Genomic DNA, 18,022 nt, shown 5'->3' with positions numbered 1-18,022 from the left:
CTCCGGGTCGGATGGGGCGTCGGACCGGGAGGGCACCGTCTCACGGCCGGGGGACAAGGGCCGGACGGGATTCTTGAAATCGATCGCAATTCCAGAGAGAAAAATCGCTTTATCTGGAATTGCTTGGCGCCGGCCTCCTGCGGCCGGCACAATTGTCAAAGCAGCATCAGCTGCTCGCCGGCGCCGGAGCCTGCGACGAATTGGTCGGTCCGAAGCTGCCGCCGTTCGACATTGAGTCCGAGCCGCTTGGCGGCGATCTCGAAGCGACGGCCGATCTGCCAGGCATAAGGACCGGCGCCCTTCATGCGCTTGCCCCATTCCGAATCGTAGTCCTTGCCGTCGCGCATCGAACGGATCAGCGACATCACATGCCGGTAGCGGTCCGGATAATGCCGCAAGAGCCAGTCCTTGAAGATCGGCGCCACTTCCAGCGGCAGCCGCAGTACGACATAGCCTGCTTCCCTGGCGCCGGCGGCGCGTGCCGAATCGAGGATGCGCTCCATCTCCGGATCGTTGAGGCCCGGAATGATCGGCGCCACCATCACCGAGGCCGGGATGCCGGCATCCGAAAGCTGCCTTATCGCTTCCAGCCGCTTCGTCGGCGTCGACGCACGGGGTTCCATCGTTCTCGCCAGCATGCGGTCGAGGGTCGTCACCGATAGCGCCACCTTGGCAAGGCCGCGCTCGGCCATGCGCGACAGGATGTCGATGTCGCGCGTCACCAGCGCCGACTTGGTGACGATGCCGACCGGATGGCCGCGCGCCTCCAGCACCTCCAGGATCTCGCGCATGATCCGGTACTGCTTCTCGATCGGCTGGTAGGGATCGGTGTTGGTGCCGATGGCGATGGTGCGCGGCTGGTAGCCGGGCTTCGACAATTCCCTGTCCAGCATGCGTGCCGCGTCCGGCTTGGCGAACAGCTTGGACTCGAAATCGAGCCCCGGTGACAGCCCCATGAAGGAATGCGTCGGCCTGGCAAAGCAATAGACGCAGCCATGCTCGCAGCCGCGATAGGGATTGATCGAACGATCGAAGGAAATGTCCGGCGACTCGTTGCGGGTGATGATGGTGCGCGGCTTTTCGACCTGCACTTCCGTCTTGAACGGCGGCAGCTCTTCCAGCGAGTTCCAGCCGTCGTCGAACACATGCCGGCTAACCGGCTCGAAGCGGCCGGACGGGTTGATGCCGGCGGAGCGTCCGCGATTGCGCTCGGGGCGAACGCGCATGCCGCTCTGTTCGATCACGGCATTCGCCATCTCGGCTCTGCCTGCTCCGAAGGCGGCAATATCGGCGCGGACGATCTGTTCCATTTTCGCCCTCTCCCAGGGACTGTCGGCAGGCTGTCGAATCGCTCTGTTCATGAAACTATTCCTATTTTGTCGATGAGAACAAAGCAAGAACTTTTTCGATTAGGACGCGCAACTGGCGCCGCGCCCGGCTTTCCGCTATTCGGCTAGGAATGCTCAGCGTTCTCATCGAAACCCGCAACGACGAAGAGGGTCTTGCCCGCACGCTCGCCTCCCTGATCGGCGGCGCGGTCGAAGGCGTGGTGCGCGACGTCATCGTCTGCGACACTGGTTCGACCGACCAGACTCATTACGTCGCAGAGCATGCCGGCTGCCACTATATGGCCGGCGGCGTCGCCGACGGCATCGGCCAGGCCAAGGGCGACTGGCTGCTGTTGCTCGAGCCAGGCGCGCGGCTGGCCGAAGGCTGGATCGAGGAGGTCGCCGCCCACACGGCCAAGCAGACGATGCCGGCGCGTTTTTCCCGCGCGCGCGCCAATCGCGCGCCGTTCCTGGCCCGGGTCTTTTCAGGCAACCGGGCGCTGGCCGAAGGCCTCGTCATCAGCAAGCGCCAGGCCGCGGCAATCGCGAAAAGCGCGCGCAGCGCCGAAGCTTTGGCGCGCGGTCTCGCGACCAGGAGGCTGAATGCCGAGATCTGGGTGGCGCCGCCGAAGTGATGCAGGCGCCCGCAAGAGGAAAGCCGGGCAGCAGATTTCAGTCATTGCTTTATTGTGCATTGCACAAAAATAAAGGCGAGGTTAGCATCCCGGCATGCGGGACAATCGGGATTGGGTAATGCCGAAGCGATAGGCGGGCGTCGCTTCGTCGAACGTCAATGCATATGAGGACCCCCGATGAATCTTGCTCCCCCAGACAATTCCGGCGCGGCCAGCCTGGAGGCCATCGCCCGCGACGGCAGCCTGCTCAGGCGCATGGTCGTGCGCATACCGACCTATCTGAAGGACCTGCGCGAAAACCCGGCCTGGCTGCCGATGTTCGTGCTGGCTCGCACCATGCCGGGGCGCCGCATCCACTGGCTGGGTGCAAAGCGAGCCCGTCCGCTCGGCAGTGCGGGTGAGACGATATTCACCGGCATCGAGCGCGGGGTCGTGGTCGAGGCGCTGCGCTCCGATGGGTTGTTTTCGGGCTTCATGCTGCCGCCGGCGATCCACGAGGAGATCGCTGCTTTCGCGCAGCGCACACCCTGTTTCGGCAATTTCGACCGCCGTCTCGAATTCATGCCAGGCGAGCATGACGAGGCGGAAAAGCGGTTCGGCCGCTCGCTGCTCAGCGGGCACTATTTCGAGCGCATCCTGGATTGTCCGGCGGCCCTTGCCATCCAGAAGGATCCGCTGCTGCTCGACGTCGCCCGGCATTATCTCGGCGGCCAGGCGAAGCTGATCACGACGCGCGTCTGGTGGAGCTTCCCGACCGGCAAGGCTTCCAACGCCGACAAGAACCTCGCCTCGCTCGGCAAATACCATTTCGACCTCGACGACTGGCGCATGCTGAAGTTCTTCTTCTATCTGAAGCCCTGCGATGCCGGCACCGGCCCGCATGTCTATGTCCGCGGCAGCCACAGGCGCCGCGCGCTCAAGCACCAGCTGACGCTTCTGGTCGGCCACGCCGCGGATGAGGTGCTGGACGTCTATGGTCAGCAAAGCCCGGTCACGCTGACAGGCGAGGCCGGTTTCGGCTTCGTCGAGGACCCGTTCGGCTTCCACATGGGCACGGTGCCGGCGCATACGCCGAGGCTGATGATGGAGATCGGCTTCGGCGTCTCGCGGCCATCGCGGCGCCGCTTCCACGGCGAGCCGGTCATTCGCTGATCAGGTCATTCCCCGGATTTCGACCGGCATCCAGGCGGTGCGGCGCCTCGCCAGACGCTGCTCGCGGCTTTCGGCATCGTAGCGGACCGGGATCGGTTCGCGAGAGAATCGCTCGCGATCGTCGAGCGCGTTGACGATGACGATCGCCCTGGCGCCGTCACCGTCGCCGGCAATCGCCGCGACATAGACGCCGCATTCGCGGCAGACCAGATAGTCGGCGGTGCGCAGGCCGAACCGGTATGTCTGCAGCCGTGCCTTGTCTTCGACCGAGATGGTCAGATGCCCGTTCGGATCGGCGGCAGCGCGCGACCCATGCCGGGTACAGAACGAGCACTGGCAGGCGCGGATCTCCATGCTGGCCGGATCGAGCGTGGTGGAGAAGCTCAGACGGATATTGCCGCAATGGCATCCGCCGCTGTGAACGCTCATGGCAAAAGTCCCTTGTTTCCTCGCACAAGGTACTTTGCCCGTATCGGCTTCGGAATGGCGCCGCGAAGACGGGAGCGCCATTCCGCCTGCAAACCGGATGCCGATTGACTGTTTTGCCTATGCTTTACGAGGCAGGCTTGCCGCCGCGCCTGAGATGCTCGTCGAGGCGCGGCATGATCTCGACGAAGTTGCAGGGCATGTGCCGGTAGTCGAGCTGTGCCTTGATGATGCCGTCCCAGGCATCCTTGCAGGCGCCGGGGGAGCCCGGCAGCACGAAAACGAAGGTGGCGTTGACGACGCCGCCGGTCGCCCGGCTCTGGATCGTCGAGGTGCCGATCTTGTCGTAGGAGATGCGGTGGAAGACCTCCGAAAAACCGTCCATGCGCTTTTCAAAGATTGGCTCGAGCGCCTCCGGCGTCACGTCGCGGCCGGTGAATCCGGTACCGCCGGTGGTGATGACGACATCGATCCCTTCGTCCCTCGACCAGCCGAGCACTTTCTCGCGGATCTTTTCCCGGTCGTCGGTAACGATATCGCGGGCGGCCAGTATATGGCCGGCTTCCGCGATCCGGTCGGCCAGCGTCTGGCCCGATTTGTCGTCGGCGAGGCCGCGCGTGTCGGAAACCGTCAGCACCGCGATGCGCACGGGGATGAAGGGACGGCTTTCGTCGATCCTCGCCATCAATCAGCCTCCATGCTGCGCGTCGCGGCGACGAACCAGCCGGGATGGCGGCCGCGGATCTCGATCGCCGCGCGCTTGGCGACATTGCCGGTCTCGAACAGTCCGAAACAGGTGGCGCCGGAGCCGGACATGCGGGCGAAGGCGGCGTCTGCTTTGTTCAGCGCGCTGAGCGCTTGGCCGATGGCGGGCTGGATGGCGCGCGCGGCTGGCTCTAGATCGTTGCGGGTCGTCTCGAGCCAATTGCGAATGGTGTGAAAATCCAGGCGGCCGGGCAGGGGCGGCAATGCCTCGTTGTCGCGCCTGGAAAGCGCCTTGAAGACGTCTGGCGTCGAAACCGCCACACCCGGATTGACCAGCACCAGGGCCAGCGCGGGAAAGCCTGCCAGCGGCGATAATTCTTCGCCAATGCCGCGCGCAATCAACGGCTTTGCCTTGAGGCACATCGGCAGGTCGGCGCCGAGCGTCAGCCCGATCCGCGCCAGTTCACGTTCGTTGATATCGAGTGCCCAAAGGCGCGAAAGGCCATTGAGCACGGTCGCCGCGTCACCCGAGCCGCCGCCGATGCCGGAAGCGATCGGCAGGTTCTTTTCCAGCCGGATGGCGACGGGCGGCATCGGCTGCGCGCCGGCTTGCCGTCGCAGGGCCTCGCGCGCCTTGACGACCAGATTGTCGCCGTCGAGCGGCACGCCGGCGGCGAAGGGGCCCGACACCGAGAACTCGTCGCGCTCCGCCAACTCGATCTGCAGCCGGTCGCCAAAACGGGTGAACACGGCAAGGCTGTCGATGAGATGATAGCCGTCCGCACGCCGTCCGGTGACATGCAGCGCCAAATTGATCTTGGCAGGCGCAAGCCATGTCCGGGACCTGGCCTCGGACTCGGGAATGTCGGCTGCTGGCGAGATGGCTTCAGTCCTTGGCCAGACGGTATTCGCCGGTCTTCGGATCCTTGACTAGCGTGCCCATCGTGCCGTTGGCCGTCTGTTTCTCGGTGCGCCGGATCTTGGCTGTCACACGCTCGGCCTCGCGCACAAAAGCGCGATAGCCGAAATAGGCGGCGGCGCCGACGACAACGAAGAAAATGATCTGCGGCATCCTAAAACTCCTTCCGCGTTTCTCGCGGCAAGGCCGGCCGTACGGGTCGGTCAAGCGATTATGCTAGACGCTTTCAGCACTTTTTCAAAGTCCGAAGCGCGCCCACAGCGCGCGCTCTTCCGCCGCATCGATGACGCCGCTGGCCGCCGCCGCGGCGATGTCGGGCGCCGAAAAGCGCGAGCCGAACAGGCCGAAACGGCCGAAAAGCCCGCGCGGCGCGGTGATCAGCTTGAGCTGCGTCTTTTCGCCGAAACGGGTCTTGAGCACGCTGCGCATGTCGCCCAGCGCATCGACGAGGCCGAGTTCCAGGCCCTTCTTGGCGGTCCAGAACAGCCCCGTGAACAGGTCCGGATCGTCCTTGAGCTTGGTGCCGCGCCGCTCCTTGACCAGATCGATGAAGGTCTCGTGCACTTCGAGCTGCAGCGCCTTCAGCCGCTCGACGTCTTCCTTCTTCTCCGGCTTGAACGGGTCGAGCACGGCCTTGTTCTGGCCGGCGGTGTGGACGCGCCGCTCGATGCCGATCTTCTTCAACAGTTCCGGGAAACCGAACGAGGCCGAAACGACGCCGATCGAGCCGACGATCGAAGAGGGGTCGGCGAAGATCTCGTCGCCGGCGATCGCGATCATGTAGCCTCCGGAGGCCGCCACGTCCTCGACGAAGACCAACACCTTCTTGTTCTTTTCCACGGCCAGATCGCGGATGCGCTTGAAGATCAGCCGCGACTGCACCGGCGAGCCGCCCGGCGAGTTGATCGAAATCGCAATCGCCGGCGCGTCGAAGCCGAACGCCTTTTCGATAACGCCAGCCGTCGAGGCGAGCGACAGGCTCGGCCGGAACTGGCCGCCGCCGGGCAGGATAGTGCCATGCAGCCGGATGACGGGAATGGTGACGACTGTCGAGCGCCAGGATTTCGGCAGCAGGCGGTTGAAGAGGCGTTTCACGAAAGCTTGTCTCCGCAATAGGTGCAAAGAGCAAGGCGGGACCTCATCCTTGCCCCGGCATGTAGGAATTCCACAGCCAACGGCAATGCCGCATTGCCGGCCATTGATCAATCGCCGAACAGCGACGCCAGCCCATTGTTGATCATCTCGGTCCGCTCCGTCGGCCCGTTGCCCGATGGGCCATGCAAGGTGAGCGGCGGCCGGATCGACAGCTTGCCGCGCGCGCCGAGCACCGCCCTGACGACGATGCGGATCGCCGCCGCGTCCGGGCGCGGGTGCACGCACAGCATCTCGGCATCGCCGAAGCGGCCGTCGATCGCATCGAGGATGGCGACAAGCTGCTCGGGCCGGGCAATCACCGCAAGCCCGCCGCGCGGCTTGACGACGGCGGCGGCGCTCCTGATCCAGCGCTCGAACAGCCCGTCCTCCGCGACATGCGCCTCCCTGCGCAACGCGTTCGGCGTCGAGCGATCCTCGGTGGCGTTGAAAGGCGGGTTCATGATGACGAAGTCGAAGGAATTATCGGCAAGCCCGGCCTCGGCCCGCGCGCGACCGGCAAGCGTGACGTCGGCCTTAAGCGCCGAGGCGCGGCCGCCCAGATGCGCATTGCCCGGATGCGCAAGCGTGGCGGCGGCAAACGCCGCCATCTCGGCGGAGCGCTCGACCAGCACCGCTTGCACCTCAGGGCAGCGCGACAAAACGGCGAGCGCGGCAGCGCCTGCGCCGGCGCCGAAATCGGCGAGCTTGCCGGAGAAAGCCGACGGGACGGCTGCCGCCAGCATCATGGCATCCATGCCGGCCCGATGGCCTTGCCGTGGCTGCACCAGCCAGAAGCGCCCGCGATGGAAGGCATCGACCGTGTGGGCCGGCGTGTCCGGGGCAAGGGCGGTTGAAGCTGCCATTATTTCCGGCGGATTTCGTTCTCGATGCCCGCATCCTTCAGGATGCGGCGCGCCGCGTCCGCCTTGTCGGCGTCGACCATTATGCGCCTCGGCAGGATGCCGATCGATCCGTCGAGCACGCTCATGTTCTGGTCGGCGACGAAGCAGGCGATGCCGGCGTCGCGCATCAGCGATTCGACGAAGGAGATAAGGACGGCGTCGTTGGTGCGGACGAGTTCAATCATGGAATGAAAATCGCAGGTTGCGGCGTTCATGTAAACGTTGAGGTAGGCCCGTTTCAGCCAAGCCGCGCCAATTCGCCTCTTGCCGTGCTCGGTTGTACCGACCTAGAGTCCCACCGGGACCAGGGTGTTGTGCGCGTCAATTGGACGGGAGTGATCGTGGTGGGTGTCGTTCTGAATATCGAAGGCAAGCGGGAACCCGCTTCCATCAAGGATCTCATCGACCTGACGGCAGCCGACATGGGACGCGTCAACGAGCTGATCCTGTCGAAGGCCGGCTCCGACGTCGAGATGATCCCGGAGGTCGCCAACCACCTGATCTCGTCCGGCGGCAAGCGGCTGCGGCCGATGCTGACGCTCGCCGCCGCCCAGATGTTCGGCTATGCGGGCGAGGGCCACGTCAAGCTCGCCACCGCGGTCGAGTTCATGCACACCGCGACGCTGCTCCATGACGACGTCGTCGACGAGAGCGCGCTTCGCCGCGGCAAGAAGACGGCGCGCATGATCTGGGGCAACCAGGCAAGCGTGCTGGTCGGCGATTTCCTGCTCGGCCAGGCTTTCCGCATGATGGTCGAGGTCGGCTCGCTGGAGGCTTTGGACATCCTGTCGAGCGCCGCCTCCATCATCGCCGAGGGCGAGGTGATGCAGCTTGCCGCCGCCAAGAACCTGGAGACCACCGAGGACGAGCATTTCGCCGTCATAAAGGCCAAGACCGCCGCCTTGTTCTCGGCGGCCGCCGAGGTCGGCCCGGTGATCGCCCAGGCCTCCCGCACCGACCGCGTCGCGCTGCGTTCCTACGGCATGAACCTAGGCCTTGCCTTCCAGCTCATCGACGATGCGCTCGACTATGGCGGCTCCAGCCAGGACCTTGGCAAGAATGTCGGCGACGATTTCCGCGAGGGCAAGGTGACGCTGCCGGTGATCCTCGCCTACCGGCGCGGCACCAAGGCCGAGCGCACCTTCTGGAAGCGCGCCATCGAGGACAATGTCGCCGACGATGCCGGGCTCGAAAAGGCGATCGGCCTGATGACCCGTCACGGCGCCATCGCCGACACGATCGGCCGCGCCCGTCACTTCGGCGAGATTGCCCGCGACGCGCTGGCGCCGCTGGAGGCGACGCCGCAGAAGTCGGCGCTGATCGACGTCATCGACTTCTGCATCAGCCGCGTCAGCTGAGACCCTTCCGACCGCAGGCAGCGCGTGCGGTGTCGGCCAGCTTGACTTGAAGCGCGCCGCGCTGAAACGGATTCAGGCGACGCGCTTTAAGCCTTTTTGTTTTGATGCATGTCGTTGCCCCAGAGCCGCTGCGCACTTCTTGGGCGACATGCATTAAGTCTTTGTTTTTATGCATGTCGTTTTCCCAAAACCGCTGAACACTTTTCGGGCGACATGCATTGGGCTGGTCGACTGAACCATTCCTGCATTCGTGGGAAATAGTCGTGTGTCATAAGCCTGCTCGCCGCCATATTCTCCTGTGGCATCGTGATGCTTGCCGTTTGCTGGCATGTCGCCACTAACTGCCTCTAAAGCGCGTTCGCGATCTTTCAGATTCGCTCCATGCGCTTCAGGTTTTGATTTTACGCATGTCTTTGTCCCGAAACCGGTCCCAATTTCGGGAGACATGCTTTAAGCCAATTGGCAGAGGCCGAAGTAGAGGTTGTTTTTAAGTATTGACTTTAAAGCACTGATGTAGTTTTAATAACTATGGGCGTTTGGGTTTCTAGGGGTTGGCGAGAGAATAGTCCGCCGAATTCCTCCGGAAAGCATTTCTCTTTGGCCTGAGTTGAACGGGATTGAGGGCTATTCATAAGCCGCGCCCGTTCAGCGCAGAGGATTCCTGACCGACCTGGGGTGTGTGGCATAGCCGAGCGGTTGCTTGGCGTGCGATGGGGGCGGCGAATGCCGGAAGCCAGGCTCATAGCAGCCATCAGTGCCGCGCTGCGTATGCACGAGATCGGCACGAAAAGCCCTTACCAGCTCTACTTCGCCGCCAAAGGAAAAAGTGGCGGTTCGTTCGGATTCATGCAGGGCGATCTCGCCGCTGGTCAGGATATCGTCACAAAGACGTTCAGGCAGATATTGGCGGACGCGGACGCCAGCAAGGCTGATATTCAGCGCTATCTCGACAAGCTGTCGGTGCACCTGATTGGAAATCCGCTTTCAAGCGCTGATACAAAATTCGTCAACAACGCGCTCAAGACGGGCAGTGCGAAGGTCGATGCGATGGACCAGGCAATTGCCGCCGACGTCTATTCCGATCTGGACAAGTGTATCGAGGCGGCGGCAAAAGCTCATCGCAAGATCAGCGCCAAGGCTCTGTTGTATGCTGCGCTGTGGATCAACATGTCCGGCCATCCGTCAAAGCTCCTGACATGGCTGAAAGGCGACGATCCGCATCTGCAGCATCCGCTGCCGAAGCCTCCGCAGCTTGTCGGTGGGAGTGACATGCGGGGCTATTTGATGGCGACCGACTATTACACTTCCAATCCAGGCAATGCTGCCCATCTCGATCAATCCGTGCAGGCGGGAGCGCTGCTGCTTCCTGCCGATGCATGAAGCGCAAAGGTGGCTTGAGGCAGGCGGAGTACCTCGATGAGACTCGAAGACGTAACCGACTCCATCCCGATATCGGTCCTCGGCGGCGATATCGACCTCGTGAAACAGATCCAGCAACTGCTGACGACGCATGGTTACCTCGATCCGCCGGCGGACGGAAAGTTCGGCGGCGTCTCAAATTGGGCGTTGTCGGAATTCGCCTACCGCAAGGGCCTTTCGACGGGTCAGGGTCTTACCAAGGCGCTGGCCCGGGCGCTTCTGGACGTCGGCAGTCCGTCGCTTCCGGCCATTCGCAAGCGGGACTGGTTCGACGATGTCATCGCCTACATGGACGCCAAGGAGCACTGGATTTGTCGACACCCGCTCGCGCTAAATATCGTCTATCTTGAGGGGACCAATCTCGACGGCACTCCGAACGACAACAAGCCCAACCTGTTCAACGACGTGCGGATCGTATTTTCCATCGATTCCACGGGCTTGCCGGTTACGCAGATGTGGGACGGAACGACCGAGCCGGGCCTTTACTGGACGACGCATCCGATGAGCCCCAAGGGCGCCGCGCGCATCGCGTTCGGACAGTACAAGTCATGGGTTGTCGGAACCCATCACCCCGGCACGGCCGCGGCGCATGAAGCGCTGGTTCAGGTCGAGCCAATCCTGGTCTATCGCGACCTGAACAAGGACTTCAAGCGCGAGGGCGACGCCGTCGACCTCGGGCTTTTCGCGGTCAACCAGCATTGGGGTTACGACGCGCCGAAGGACGATTTGGGTCGCACCAGCGCAGGGTGCCTGGTTGGCCACACCAGGGCTGGCCATGTCCAGTTCATGGCGAAGGTCAAGTCCGACCCCAGGCATCAGGCCAATTCATCCTACCGGTTCATGACGGCCGTTGTGCCCGGAAGCGGGGTCATCGGCCATTGAGGGGCCGCTGATTGAAACGCAACTGCCGATTTTAAGCGGTCAACTTGGGTTTTCATCAATGTTTCGTCGCATGAACAGGATCCTGCCCGTCGTGTTTGGCCTTCTTCTGTCCGGTTGCACATCCTTTGTGATCGGGGAGCCGTACGACAAGGCCATCGATGACGAGCTGAATGTGTTTCAGAAGTCGACGGCGGAGTTCATCAAGAGCATGCAGATGAATGCCGGCACGGCAAAGGGATCCTATCAGTCCGATGAAGCCAGAAAATACTATGCCTCGGCAGCGGCGAGCCTTTCCAATCTGCAGCTTCGCGCGGATGTCCTCAGCGGCCGGACCTGTCCCACGTCGAAGGCCCTTCAGCTGCTTGCATCGGCCGGCGTCGATACGAGCCAGGCAGCGATAGCGAATGCCGAAAAGCGGGTCGGCGGCGCCGCCGATTCCGAAGCTCTCGATGTCTCGGGCAATTGCATCGCGATTGTGGTGCGCGGCGTGCGAATGGCCGAGAGCGATCTTGAGGCCGATCATCGGGAAGCGAGCAAACTGACCCCAACGGTTGCATTGCTCGACAGTCAGGAGATCGACGCGGCGGTACGCGTTGCTCTGACTGCGTTGCGCGCGAAAAAATACTAGGAGGAAACTGAAATGGCCCTCGATGTCGGCGATATCGGCACCAAAATCGTCGCCCAAGCCGCGCAGGTGGCAGGGGACGGCTGGAAGGCAATGGCTACCGCGGCAACCGTGGAATTGCGGGGACTGGCGCAGCGTATAGTCTTGATCGTGGAGGCGTATGCGGACGGGGAACTCAGCCAGGCCCGCGCTAAGCAGCATCTGCGAACCGCCAGGTTTCATGTCATCGCCACGATCGCCATGATGACTGTGATGACGGATGCCGTGATCGAAAAGATCGTGAATGGCGCGCTTGCGATCGTGAAGGACAGCATCAACAAGGCTGCTGGGTTTGCACTGTTGATTTAAAGATCGCGTCGGTCACGTTGCAATCAGCCGTCCCTTCCGCAGGGCTGCGGCGGGGGTGGGCGCCCGAGCCAGTGCCGGATCGCCGCCGCCTGCGATCGGCGCGAACACTTGTCTTGTTCGGGCGGCTAAAGCATGTCTCCCGAAAGTGGGGCCGGTTTCGGGACAAAGACATGCGTAAAATCAAAAACCTAAAGCGCACGGAGCGAATCTGAAAGATCGCGACGCGCTTTAAGACCGGTGGTTGCGAAAGTCTTGAATTCCCGATTTGTTATGGCCAACACAGAGGACACGATCGCCGTCCGCATCAGCAAGGAACTGGCGGACCGCATCATTTCGGGCGCGATCGAGCCCGGATCGCGGCTGCGCCAGGACCATGTCGCCGAGGAATTCGGCACCAGCCACGTCCCGGTGCGCGAGGCCTTCCGCCGCCTCGAGGCGCAAGGCCTGGCGATCAGCGAGCCGCGCCGCGGCGTGCGCGTCGCCGCTTTCGACCTCGGCGAGGTCAGGGAAGTCGCCGAGATGCGCGCGGCGCTCGAGGTGCTGGCGCTGCGCCACGCCGCGCCGCATCTGACGCCGGCGATCCTCGACCTGGCCGAGGAAGCCACCAAGGCGGGCGACAAATCCCGCGACGTCCGTTCCTGGGAAGAGGCCAATCGTACCTTCCACCGCTTGATCTTGGCGCCCTGCAACATGCCGCGCCTGCTTTCCACCATCGACGATCTGCATGCCGCAAGCGCCCGCTTCCTGTTCGCGGCCTGGCGTTCCGAATGGGAAACCCGAACCGACCAGGATCACCGGGCAATTCTCAGCGCGCTCCGGCAGGGCAATACTGAATCGGCCGCCGCCACGCTTGGCCGGCATGTGCAATGGATCGGCCAGAAACCGGTCAAGACCGCCTCCGGCAGAACCCGCGACGCCTTCGCCATCGTCGGCTAGCGAGGCACACACAGCTACCTTTCTGCGCTCTATCGCAGTCAAATGTCGGTTTTGGGCGCCCCAATGCCCCGTGAATGGCTCAGCCTCACCACTCGTGCGATCTGCCTTCCGCAATGCAACGCTTGCCATCTCTTCAAAAATGTGGATTCGATAATAGATCGAATGCAGAAATTATCTATAATTTCAACTCAACTAGGGACATCACCGTGACAAACATCGCCGTTTCGACCCGCAAGCCCTCCTTCAGCCCGCTCAGACTGGATAGCCGCTCCGTCGCCTGGAAGGCCGGCGCCGTCATTCTCGGCTCGCTGTTCCTGGCGCTGTCGTCCTATATCGAGGTGCCGATGGTGCCCGTTCCGGTGACCATGCAGACCTTTGCCGTGACGCTGGTCGGCGCGCTCTATGGTTGGCGGTTCGGTGCGCTCACCATCGCGGCCTGGCTCGTCGAGGGCGCGGCCGGCTTCCCGGTTCTGGCGGGCGGCGCTGCCGGCGTGCAGCATTTCGTCGGCCCGACCGGCGGCTATCTCTTCTCCTTCCCGGTCGTCGGCGCTGTCGTCGGCTGGCTGGCCGAACGCGGCTGGAACGGCAATCGCGTGATGCTCGCCTTCGCCGCCATGCTCATCGGCAATCTTCTGTGCCTGGTTCTCGGCACTGCCTGGCTTGCCGCCATGATCGGCTCTGGGAAGGCGATCACCTTCGGCTTCCTGCCCTTCATCGTCGGCGGCCTGCTGAAGTCGGCGCTGGGCGCCGCGACGCTGAAGCTCTTTTCCACCTATCGGGCGGAACCGCGCGACCCACGCGCGTAGGACGCGATGACCGTCCGGCTGCGCGCCCATCATATGCTCTGCTTGCTGACCTATGTCGGCAAGGGTTACTCGTCCGCCTTCACCGCCAACTACGACAAGGTGGTGAGGCGGCTGGGCGAGGGCGAGGCGGTCCTGATCGTTTCCGGGCCGGACGACATCTGCGCCCCGATGCTCGACGAGCCCGAGCCGCATTGCCTGGGCGAGGGCGCCGCCGAGCGGGACGGGCTCGCCGCGCGCGATGTCGGAGCTCTCCTCGGCCGGCCGATCCAGGCCGGTGACCGGCTCGTATTGGACGCTTCCGGCCTGTCACGGATGCGCAAGGCGTTTTCCGCCGGCCTGACGCGCCAGGCGTGCTCAGGCTGCGAATGGTCCGGCCTGTGCAGCGCGGTTGCCGGCAGCGGATTTCACGACACGCGCCTTTAGGCAACATCGGTCGGTGTCCCCGCGCCGGACTTTTTGCTCGCGCGGCATCGTTTTTTAAGCCGGATGATTGCATTGTGATTCGCGCCGGATTGAAGCCTGTCCCCAAAAAGGCCATGCTTTGTCTGGAAAAGGTCAAGTCTGTGGGCGGTCCGCCGAGGGCGGGATCCCGTCTGGCTGAAAGGGATAAGATGCAGCAAAGACGTGCGCGCTGGCTGACAAGGCTGGCATTTTTGACGGGTGTGGCGCTTTCGGTGCTGCCTGCCCATGCCAAGGAAAACGCCAAACCGATCCAGATCACGTCCTTCTCGGGCGCCTATCTTGCTGCACATACTGCGGAGAGCGACAACGATCTCGACAATGCCATTGCCTACTACAAGCAGGCGCTGGCCTTTGCCCCCAACGACACCGAGCTGCAACAGAGCCTGATGCTGGCACTGGTCGCGCAGGGCCGCTTCGAGGAATCGCTGGTCTATGCCGACAAGCTCAAGGAAGTGCCCGATGTCGAGCGCTTCTCGCGCCTGGCGCTTGCCGTCGATTCCTTCCACAAGAAGGACTACACCAAGGCCCAGTACTGGCTGAAGCTCTCGCTCGAATCCGATCTCGACCGGCTGCTCTCCGGCGTGATGGACGGCTGGGCCAAGGAAGGCGCGGGCGATGCCTCCGAGGCGATGGCTTCGATCGACAAGCTCAAGGGGCCGGACTGGTTCGGCCTGTTCAAGTCCTACCACCGCGCGCTGATCGCCGATGCCGCCGGCCTTTCCGACAAGGCCGATGAAATCTACGCCGCCACCCTGGCCGACACCGCCGCCGGCGGCTCCGCGCCCGAGACGTGGATGCGCAACGCGCAGGCCTATGCCTCGTTCCTCGCCCGCAAGGGCGACAAGTCGAAGGCGATCGCGGTGCTCAACCAGGCCGAGGCCTTCGCGCCGGGCAAGCTGGAAATCACCACGCTGCGCGACCGGATCAACAAGGGCGACAAGATCGAGCCCCTGGTCGCCACTCCGGCGGACGGCGCCTCGGAAATCCTGCTCGACCTCGCCACCGCGCTCAATCGTGGCGGCGGCGAGCCTTTCGTGCGGCTCTATCTGCAATATGCGCTGGCGCTGAAGCCGGACAGCGACGCCGCCCTCGTGCAGCTTGCCGCCGTCGCCGAGCAGCTGAAGGACGGTGAAGGCGCGATCGCGCTCTATCGCCGCATTCCGAACGCCTCGCCGTTGAAAGAGCTTTCGGAGCTGCAGCTTGGCCTGAACCTTGCCGACATCGACCGCCACGACGAAGCCATCGCGCACCTCAAGGGCTATGTCGATGCGCATCCGACCGACATGCGCGGCTATCTGGCACTCGGCGGCGTCTACTCCTCCAAGGAGGATTTCCGTTCGGCAGCCAATCTCTACGACAAGGCCGTCGAGGAGCTGAAGGCGCCGACCGCAGCCAACTGGAATATCTTCTACCAGCGCGGCATCGCCTATGAGCGGCTGAAGGAATGGCCGAAGGCCGAGCCCAATTTCCGCAAGGCGCTGGAGCTGCAGCCCGACCAGCCTCAGGTTCTGAATTATCTCGGCTATTCCTGGGTCGACATGAACATGAACCTCAAGGAAGGCCTGGCGATGATCCAGAAGGCCGTCGATCTCAGGCCGAGCGACGGCTACATCGTCGATTCGCTGGGCTGGGCCTACTACCGCCTTGGCCGCTACGACGACGCCGTGCGCGAAATGGAGCGCGCCGTGTCGCTGAAGCCGGAAGATCCGGTCCTCAACGATCATCTGGGCGACGCCTACTGGCGCGTCGGCCGCAAGCTGGAAGCGACCTTCCAGTGGACCCAGGCGCGCGACCTGAAGCCGGACCCGGACGTGCTTGCCACCCTGCAGCAGAAGCTGCTCAAGGGCCTGCCGCCGATCGAATCCAACACGGCGCAGGAAACCCCGAAGGTCAAGCCGGTCCCGCCGACAGCGCCGCCGAAGGGCTGAGATTTCGTAATCATGCATTTTTTGCGGGGCCGAGGGCCCCGCAATTCTTTCAGCAGGTCTGTCAGAACAGCTTTCGGTAGACGACGAACCCCGAGCGCTCCCCGATCTTGTCGTAGAGCTGCATGGCGGTGTGGTTGGTCTCGTGCGTCAGCCAATAGACGCGGCCTGAGCCGGCGGCCTTGGCGCGCTCATAGACGCCTTCGATCAGCGCCCGGCCGACGCCTTGGCCTCGCGCGGCCTCAGACGTGAAAAGATCCTGCAGGTAGCAGTTGGGCGCGATCGCCGTGGTCGAGCGGTGATAGAGATAGTGGACGAGGCCGAGAAGCTTGCCGTCGCGCTCGGCCACCAGCGCATGCACCGGCTCATAGGCATCGAAGAAGCGCGCCCAGGTCATCCGGGTGATCTCGCCGGCAAGGGCCGTCTCGCCCGAACGGCCGTAGAAGGCGTTGTAGCCGTCCCAGAGCGGCAGCCATTGCTCGTAGTCCTGCCGGGTGACGGGGCGGACGGTGAGTTGACTGGGCATGGCGGGACCTTTGTCGTTGCGGCTTATCCGAGCAAACGGCGAGCGTGACCGCCCGGCAATGGGCCAGCCGGCCGCAAAGCGTTCAACCTCTCGGAGCTGTGGCGCAAGGCGCTGCCTTGACGCTCGCCGGCTCGGCAACTAGGGAATGCTTGAATCCCAGCGCTTTCCGAGGCCGCCGTGACCATCGAGATTCCTGCCCACATGCATCCCAGCCGCTCTTTCCAGGGGCTGATCCTGACCTTGCACAATTACTGGGCGGCTTACGGCTGCGTCATCCTGCAGCCCTACGACATGGAGGTCGGCGCCGGCACCTTCCATCCGGCGACCACCTTGCGCGCGCTCGGTCCGCTGCGCTGGAACGCGGCTTACGTGCAGCCGTCGCGCCGCCCGAAGGATGGCCGCTACGGCGAGAACCCGAACCGCCTGCAGCATTACTATCAATACCAGGTGATCCTGAAGCCGAACCCGCCGAACCTGCAGGAGCTTTATCTCGGCTCGCTCGAGGCGATCGGCGTCGATCCGCTGCTGCATGACATCCGCTTCGTCGAGGACGACTGGGAAAGCCCGACGCTCGGCGCCTGGGGTCTCGGCTGGGAGTGCTGGTGCGACGGCATGGAGGTCTCGCAGTTCACCTATTTCCAGCAGGTCTGCGGCATCGAATGCGCGCCGGTGGCGGGCGAGCTCACTTACGGGCTCGAGCGCCTCGCCATGTATGTGCAAGGCGTCGACAATGTCTACGATTTGAACTTCAACGGCCGCGAGGGCGCCGAGAAGGTCACCTATGGCGACGTCTTCCTGCAGGCCGAGCAGGAATATTCGCGCCACAATTTCGAATTCGCCAACACGGCGATGCTGCTCAGGCATTTCGAGGACGCCGAGGCCGAGTGCAAGGCGCTGCTTGCCGCCGGCGCGCCTATCTCCCCCCTCGAGGGGGAGATGTCGGCGAAGCCGACAGAGGGGGGCGCAGCAGAAGGCACCGCCAATGAGGCGTCGAGCTTGTCGCCGGCGACCCCTCCCGGCCCTTCGGGCGACCCTCCCCTCAAGGGGGAGGGGTATCACCGCCTCGTCTTCCCGGCCTATGACCAGTGCATCAAGGCGAGCCATGTCTTCAACCTGCTCGACGCGCGCGGCGTGATCTCCGTCACCGAGCGGCAGAGCTACATCCTGCGCGTGCGCAATCTGGCCAAGGCTTGCGGGGAGGCGTTCCTGAAGACGAAGGCGGGCGGCCTGGCGGCTTAGCCCAAAGTTACGCTGGCGACCTCGACGGCGGCTGCAAGCGGCAACGCGATCTGGACCGTAGCGGCATCGATCGTGCGCAGTGCCTGTCTCACGCCAGGCATCGTGAACGTGCCATGCATCTGGGCGGCGAAGCAGGCGCTCAGTGCCAGGATCTGCAGGGTTCTCGATGCCGTTTTCATCGTCGTTCAGCCAATAGTTCTCCGCCTGAGCGTTGGTCGCTTCAGTGCCGCGTTTGGTTCATGGGATGTCTGCTTTTAAGACGGGTGAGCTCGCGTCGTCCCGACAAAGACCTGAA

At 63.5% G+C, this 18,022-nt stretch carries 23 protein-coding genes; 12 read left to right on the top strand and 11 right to left on the bottom strand.

The annotated features are described in order from the left end of the window. Nucleotides 1-155: 155 nt before the first annotated feature. Entirely contained in the window at nt 156-1,310 is a 1,155-nt protein-coding gene (locus tag EJ071_RS32575) for a PA0069 family radical SAM protein (RefSeq protein WP_126101525.1), read from the bottom strand. A gap of 149 nt (nt 1,311-1,459) precedes the next feature. Here EJ071_RS32575 and EJ071_RS32570 point away from each other — a divergent pair, with 149 nt between their 5' ends. Together EJ071_RS32570 and EJ071_RS32565 are read left to right on the top strand one after the other, a co-directional pair. Beyond that, complete coding sequence (locus EJ071_RS32570) at nt 1,460-1,963, top strand: glycosyltransferase (RefSeq protein ID WP_126101524.1); 504 nt, start codon at nt 1,460-1,462, stop codon at nt 1,961-1,963. A gap of 177 nt (nt 1,964-2,140) precedes the next feature. Beyond that, nucleotides 2,141-3,115 carry a hypothetical protein gene (locus EJ071_RS32565; RefSeq protein WP_126101523.1) on the top strand — a complete coding sequence of 325 codons (975 nt, stop codon included), beginning with the start codon at nt 2,141-2,143 and terminating at the stop codon, nt 3,113-3,115. Here the strand turns inward: EJ071_RS32565 and EJ071_RS32560 are convergent, their stop codons facing one another. The 7 genes from EJ071_RS32560 to EJ071_RS32530 all read right to left on the bottom strand — a co-directional run bounded on the left by EJ071_RS32560 (nt 3,116) and on the right by EJ071_RS32530 (nt 7,386). After that, on the bottom strand, nt 3,116-3,544 hold the full coding sequence (locus tag EJ071_RS32560; protein ID WP_126101522.1) for an aldehyde-activating protein: 429 nt from the start codon (nt 3,542-3,544) through the stop codon (nt 3,116-3,118). 124 nt (nt 3,545-3,668) lie between these two features. After that, nucleotides 3,669-4,226 carry a molybdenum cofactor biosynthesis protein B gene (gene moaB, locus EJ071_RS32555; protein ID WP_126101521.1) on the bottom strand — a complete coding sequence of 186 codons (558 nt, stop codon included), beginning with the start codon at nt 4,224-4,226 and terminating at the stop codon, nt 3,669-3,671. After that, nucleotides 4,226-5,110: a 4-(cytidine 5'-diphospho)-2-C-methyl-D-erythritol kinase gene (locus EJ071_RS32550; protein WP_126101520.1), complete on the bottom strand. Its 885-nt coding sequence runs from the start codon at nt 5,108-5,110 to the stop codon at nt 4,226-4,228. Before EJ071_RS32550 ends, moaB begins: the two co-directional genes overlap by 1 nt. Before the next feature lie 22 nt (nt 5,111-5,132). Further along, on the bottom strand, nt 5,133-5,318 hold the full coding sequence (locus EJ071_RS32545; protein ID WP_126101519.1) for a hypothetical protein: 186 nt from the start codon (nt 5,316-5,318) through the stop codon (nt 5,133-5,135). Between the two features lie 84 nt (nt 5,319-5,402). Continuing rightward, on the bottom strand, nt 5,403-6,260 hold the full coding sequence (locus EJ071_RS32540) for a S49 family peptidase (RefSeq protein WP_126101518.1): 858 nt from the start codon (nt 6,258-6,260) through the stop codon (nt 5,403-5,405). Nucleotides 6,261-6,367: 107 nt separating this feature from the next. Then, nucleotides 6,368-7,162, bottom strand: coding sequence for a methyltransferase (locus tag EJ071_RS32535; protein ID WP_189521316.1), 795 nt, complete (start codon nt 7,160-7,162; stop codon nt 6,368-6,370). Continuing rightward, nucleotides 7,162-7,386: a DUF2007 domain-containing protein gene (locus tag EJ071_RS32530; RefSeq protein ID WP_059186744.1), complete on the bottom strand. Its 225-nt coding sequence runs from the start codon at nt 7,384-7,386 to the stop codon at nt 7,162-7,164. The genes EJ071_RS32535 and EJ071_RS32530 overlap by 1 nt, the downstream gene beginning before the upstream one ends. Nucleotides 7,387-7,545: 159 nt before the next feature. Between EJ071_RS32530 and EJ071_RS32525 the strand changes: the two genes are divergently transcribed. After that, on the top strand, nt 7,546-8,559 hold the full coding sequence (locus tag EJ071_RS32525) for a polyprenyl synthetase family protein (protein ID WP_126101516.1): 1,014 nt from the start codon (nt 7,546-7,548) through the stop codon (nt 8,557-8,559). Here the strand turns inward: EJ071_RS32525 and EJ071_RS32520 are convergent. Then, the gene (locus EJ071_RS32520; protein ID WP_126101515.1) at nt 8,552-8,734 is read right to left on the bottom strand and encodes a hypothetical protein; all 183 of its coding nucleotides are present in this window, start codon (nt 8,732-8,734) and stop codon (nt 8,552-8,554) included. The two genes, EJ071_RS32525 and EJ071_RS32520, sit on opposite strands and share 8 nt — an antisense overlap. Before the next feature lie 548 nt (nt 8,735-9,282). Here EJ071_RS32520 and EJ071_RS32515 point away from each other — a divergent pair. The 8 genes from EJ071_RS32515 (at nt 9,283) to EJ071_RS32480 (ending at nt 15,965) form a co-directional block, all read left to right on the top strand. Further along, nucleotides 9,283-9,939 carry a hypothetical protein gene (locus EJ071_RS32515; protein WP_126101514.1) on the top strand — a complete coding sequence of 219 codons (657 nt, stop codon included), beginning with the start codon at nt 9,283-9,285 and terminating at the stop codon, nt 9,937-9,939. A 36-nt stretch (nt 9,940-9,975) separates the two neighbouring features. After that, nucleotides 9,976-10,860, top strand: a complete 885-nt coding sequence (locus tag EJ071_RS32510) for a peptidoglycan-binding domain-containing protein (protein WP_126101513.1) — start codon at nt 9,976-9,978, stop codon at nt 10,858-10,860. 70 nt (nt 10,861-10,930) lie between these two features. Beyond that, a complete protein-coding gene (locus EJ071_RS32505) occupies nt 10,931-11,488 on the top strand; it encodes a hypothetical protein (RefSeq protein ID WP_126101512.1) in 558 nt (185 codons plus the stop codon). Between the two features lie 12 nt (nt 11,489-11,500). After that, the gene (locus EJ071_RS32500) at nt 11,501-11,833 is read left to right on the top strand and encodes a hypothetical protein (RefSeq protein ID WP_126101511.1); all 333 of its coding nucleotides are present in this window, start codon (nt 11,501-11,503) and stop codon (nt 11,831-11,833) included. 270 nt (nt 11,834-12,103) lie between these two features. Next, the gene (locus EJ071_RS32495) at nt 12,104-12,769 is read left to right on the top strand and encodes a GntR family transcriptional regulator (protein ID WP_126101510.1); all 666 of its coding nucleotides are present in this window, start codon (nt 12,104-12,106) and stop codon (nt 12,767-12,769) included. Nucleotides 12,770-12,975: 206 nt separating this feature from the next. Further along, the gene (locus EJ071_RS32490) at nt 12,976-13,575 is read left to right on the top strand and encodes a biotin transporter BioY (protein ID WP_126101509.1); all 600 of its coding nucleotides are present in this window, start codon (nt 12,976-12,978) and stop codon (nt 13,573-13,575) included. Nucleotides 13,576-13,581: 6 nt separating this feature from the next. Then, the gene (locus EJ071_RS32485) at nt 13,582-13,998 is read left to right on the top strand and encodes a DUF1284 domain-containing protein (protein WP_126101508.1); all 417 of its coding nucleotides are present in this window, start codon (nt 13,582-13,584) and stop codon (nt 13,996-13,998) included. A gap of 188 nt (nt 13,999-14,186) precedes the next feature. Next, nucleotides 14,187-15,965, top strand: a complete 1,779-nt coding sequence (locus tag EJ071_RS32480; RefSeq protein ID WP_126101507.1) for a tetratricopeptide repeat protein — start codon at nt 14,187-14,189, stop codon at nt 15,963-15,965. A gap of 61 nt (nt 15,966-16,026) precedes the next feature. Here EJ071_RS32480 and EJ071_RS32475 read toward each other — a convergent pair whose 3' ends face one another. Next, nucleotides 16,027-16,488 (bottom strand): GNAT family N-acetyltransferase, encoded by a 462-nt coding sequence (locus EJ071_RS32475; RefSeq protein WP_126101506.1) that lies wholly within the window; start codon nt 16,486-16,488, stop codon nt 16,027-16,029. A gap of 177 nt (nt 16,489-16,665) precedes the next feature. Here EJ071_RS32475 and EJ071_RS32470 point away from each other — a divergent pair, with 177 nt between their 5' ends. Next, nucleotides 16,666-17,727 (top strand): glycine--tRNA ligase subunit alpha, encoded by a 1,062-nt coding sequence (locus EJ071_RS32470; RefSeq protein WP_245460053.1) that lies wholly within the window; start codon nt 16,666-16,668, stop codon nt 17,725-17,727. Here EJ071_RS32470 and EJ071_RS32465 read toward each other — a convergent pair. Further along, complete coding sequence (locus EJ071_RS32465; RefSeq protein ID WP_126101504.1) at nt 17,724-17,906, bottom strand: hypothetical protein; 183 nt, start codon at nt 17,904-17,906, stop codon at nt 17,724-17,726. The two genes, EJ071_RS32470 and EJ071_RS32465, sit on opposite strands and share 4 nt — an antisense overlap. Nucleotides 17,907-18,022: the final 116 nt, after the last annotated feature.

The sequence above is a fragment of the Mesorhizobium sp. M1B.F.Ca.ET.045.04.1.1 genome (assembly GCF_003952465.1).
Classification (GTDB): domain Bacteria; phylum Pseudomonadota; class Alphaproteobacteria; order Rhizobiales; family Rhizobiaceae; genus Mesorhizobium; species Mesorhizobium shonense.
Note: the sequence above shows the minus strand (reverse complement) of the source record. Positions and strands in the feature narration are given on the sequence as shown.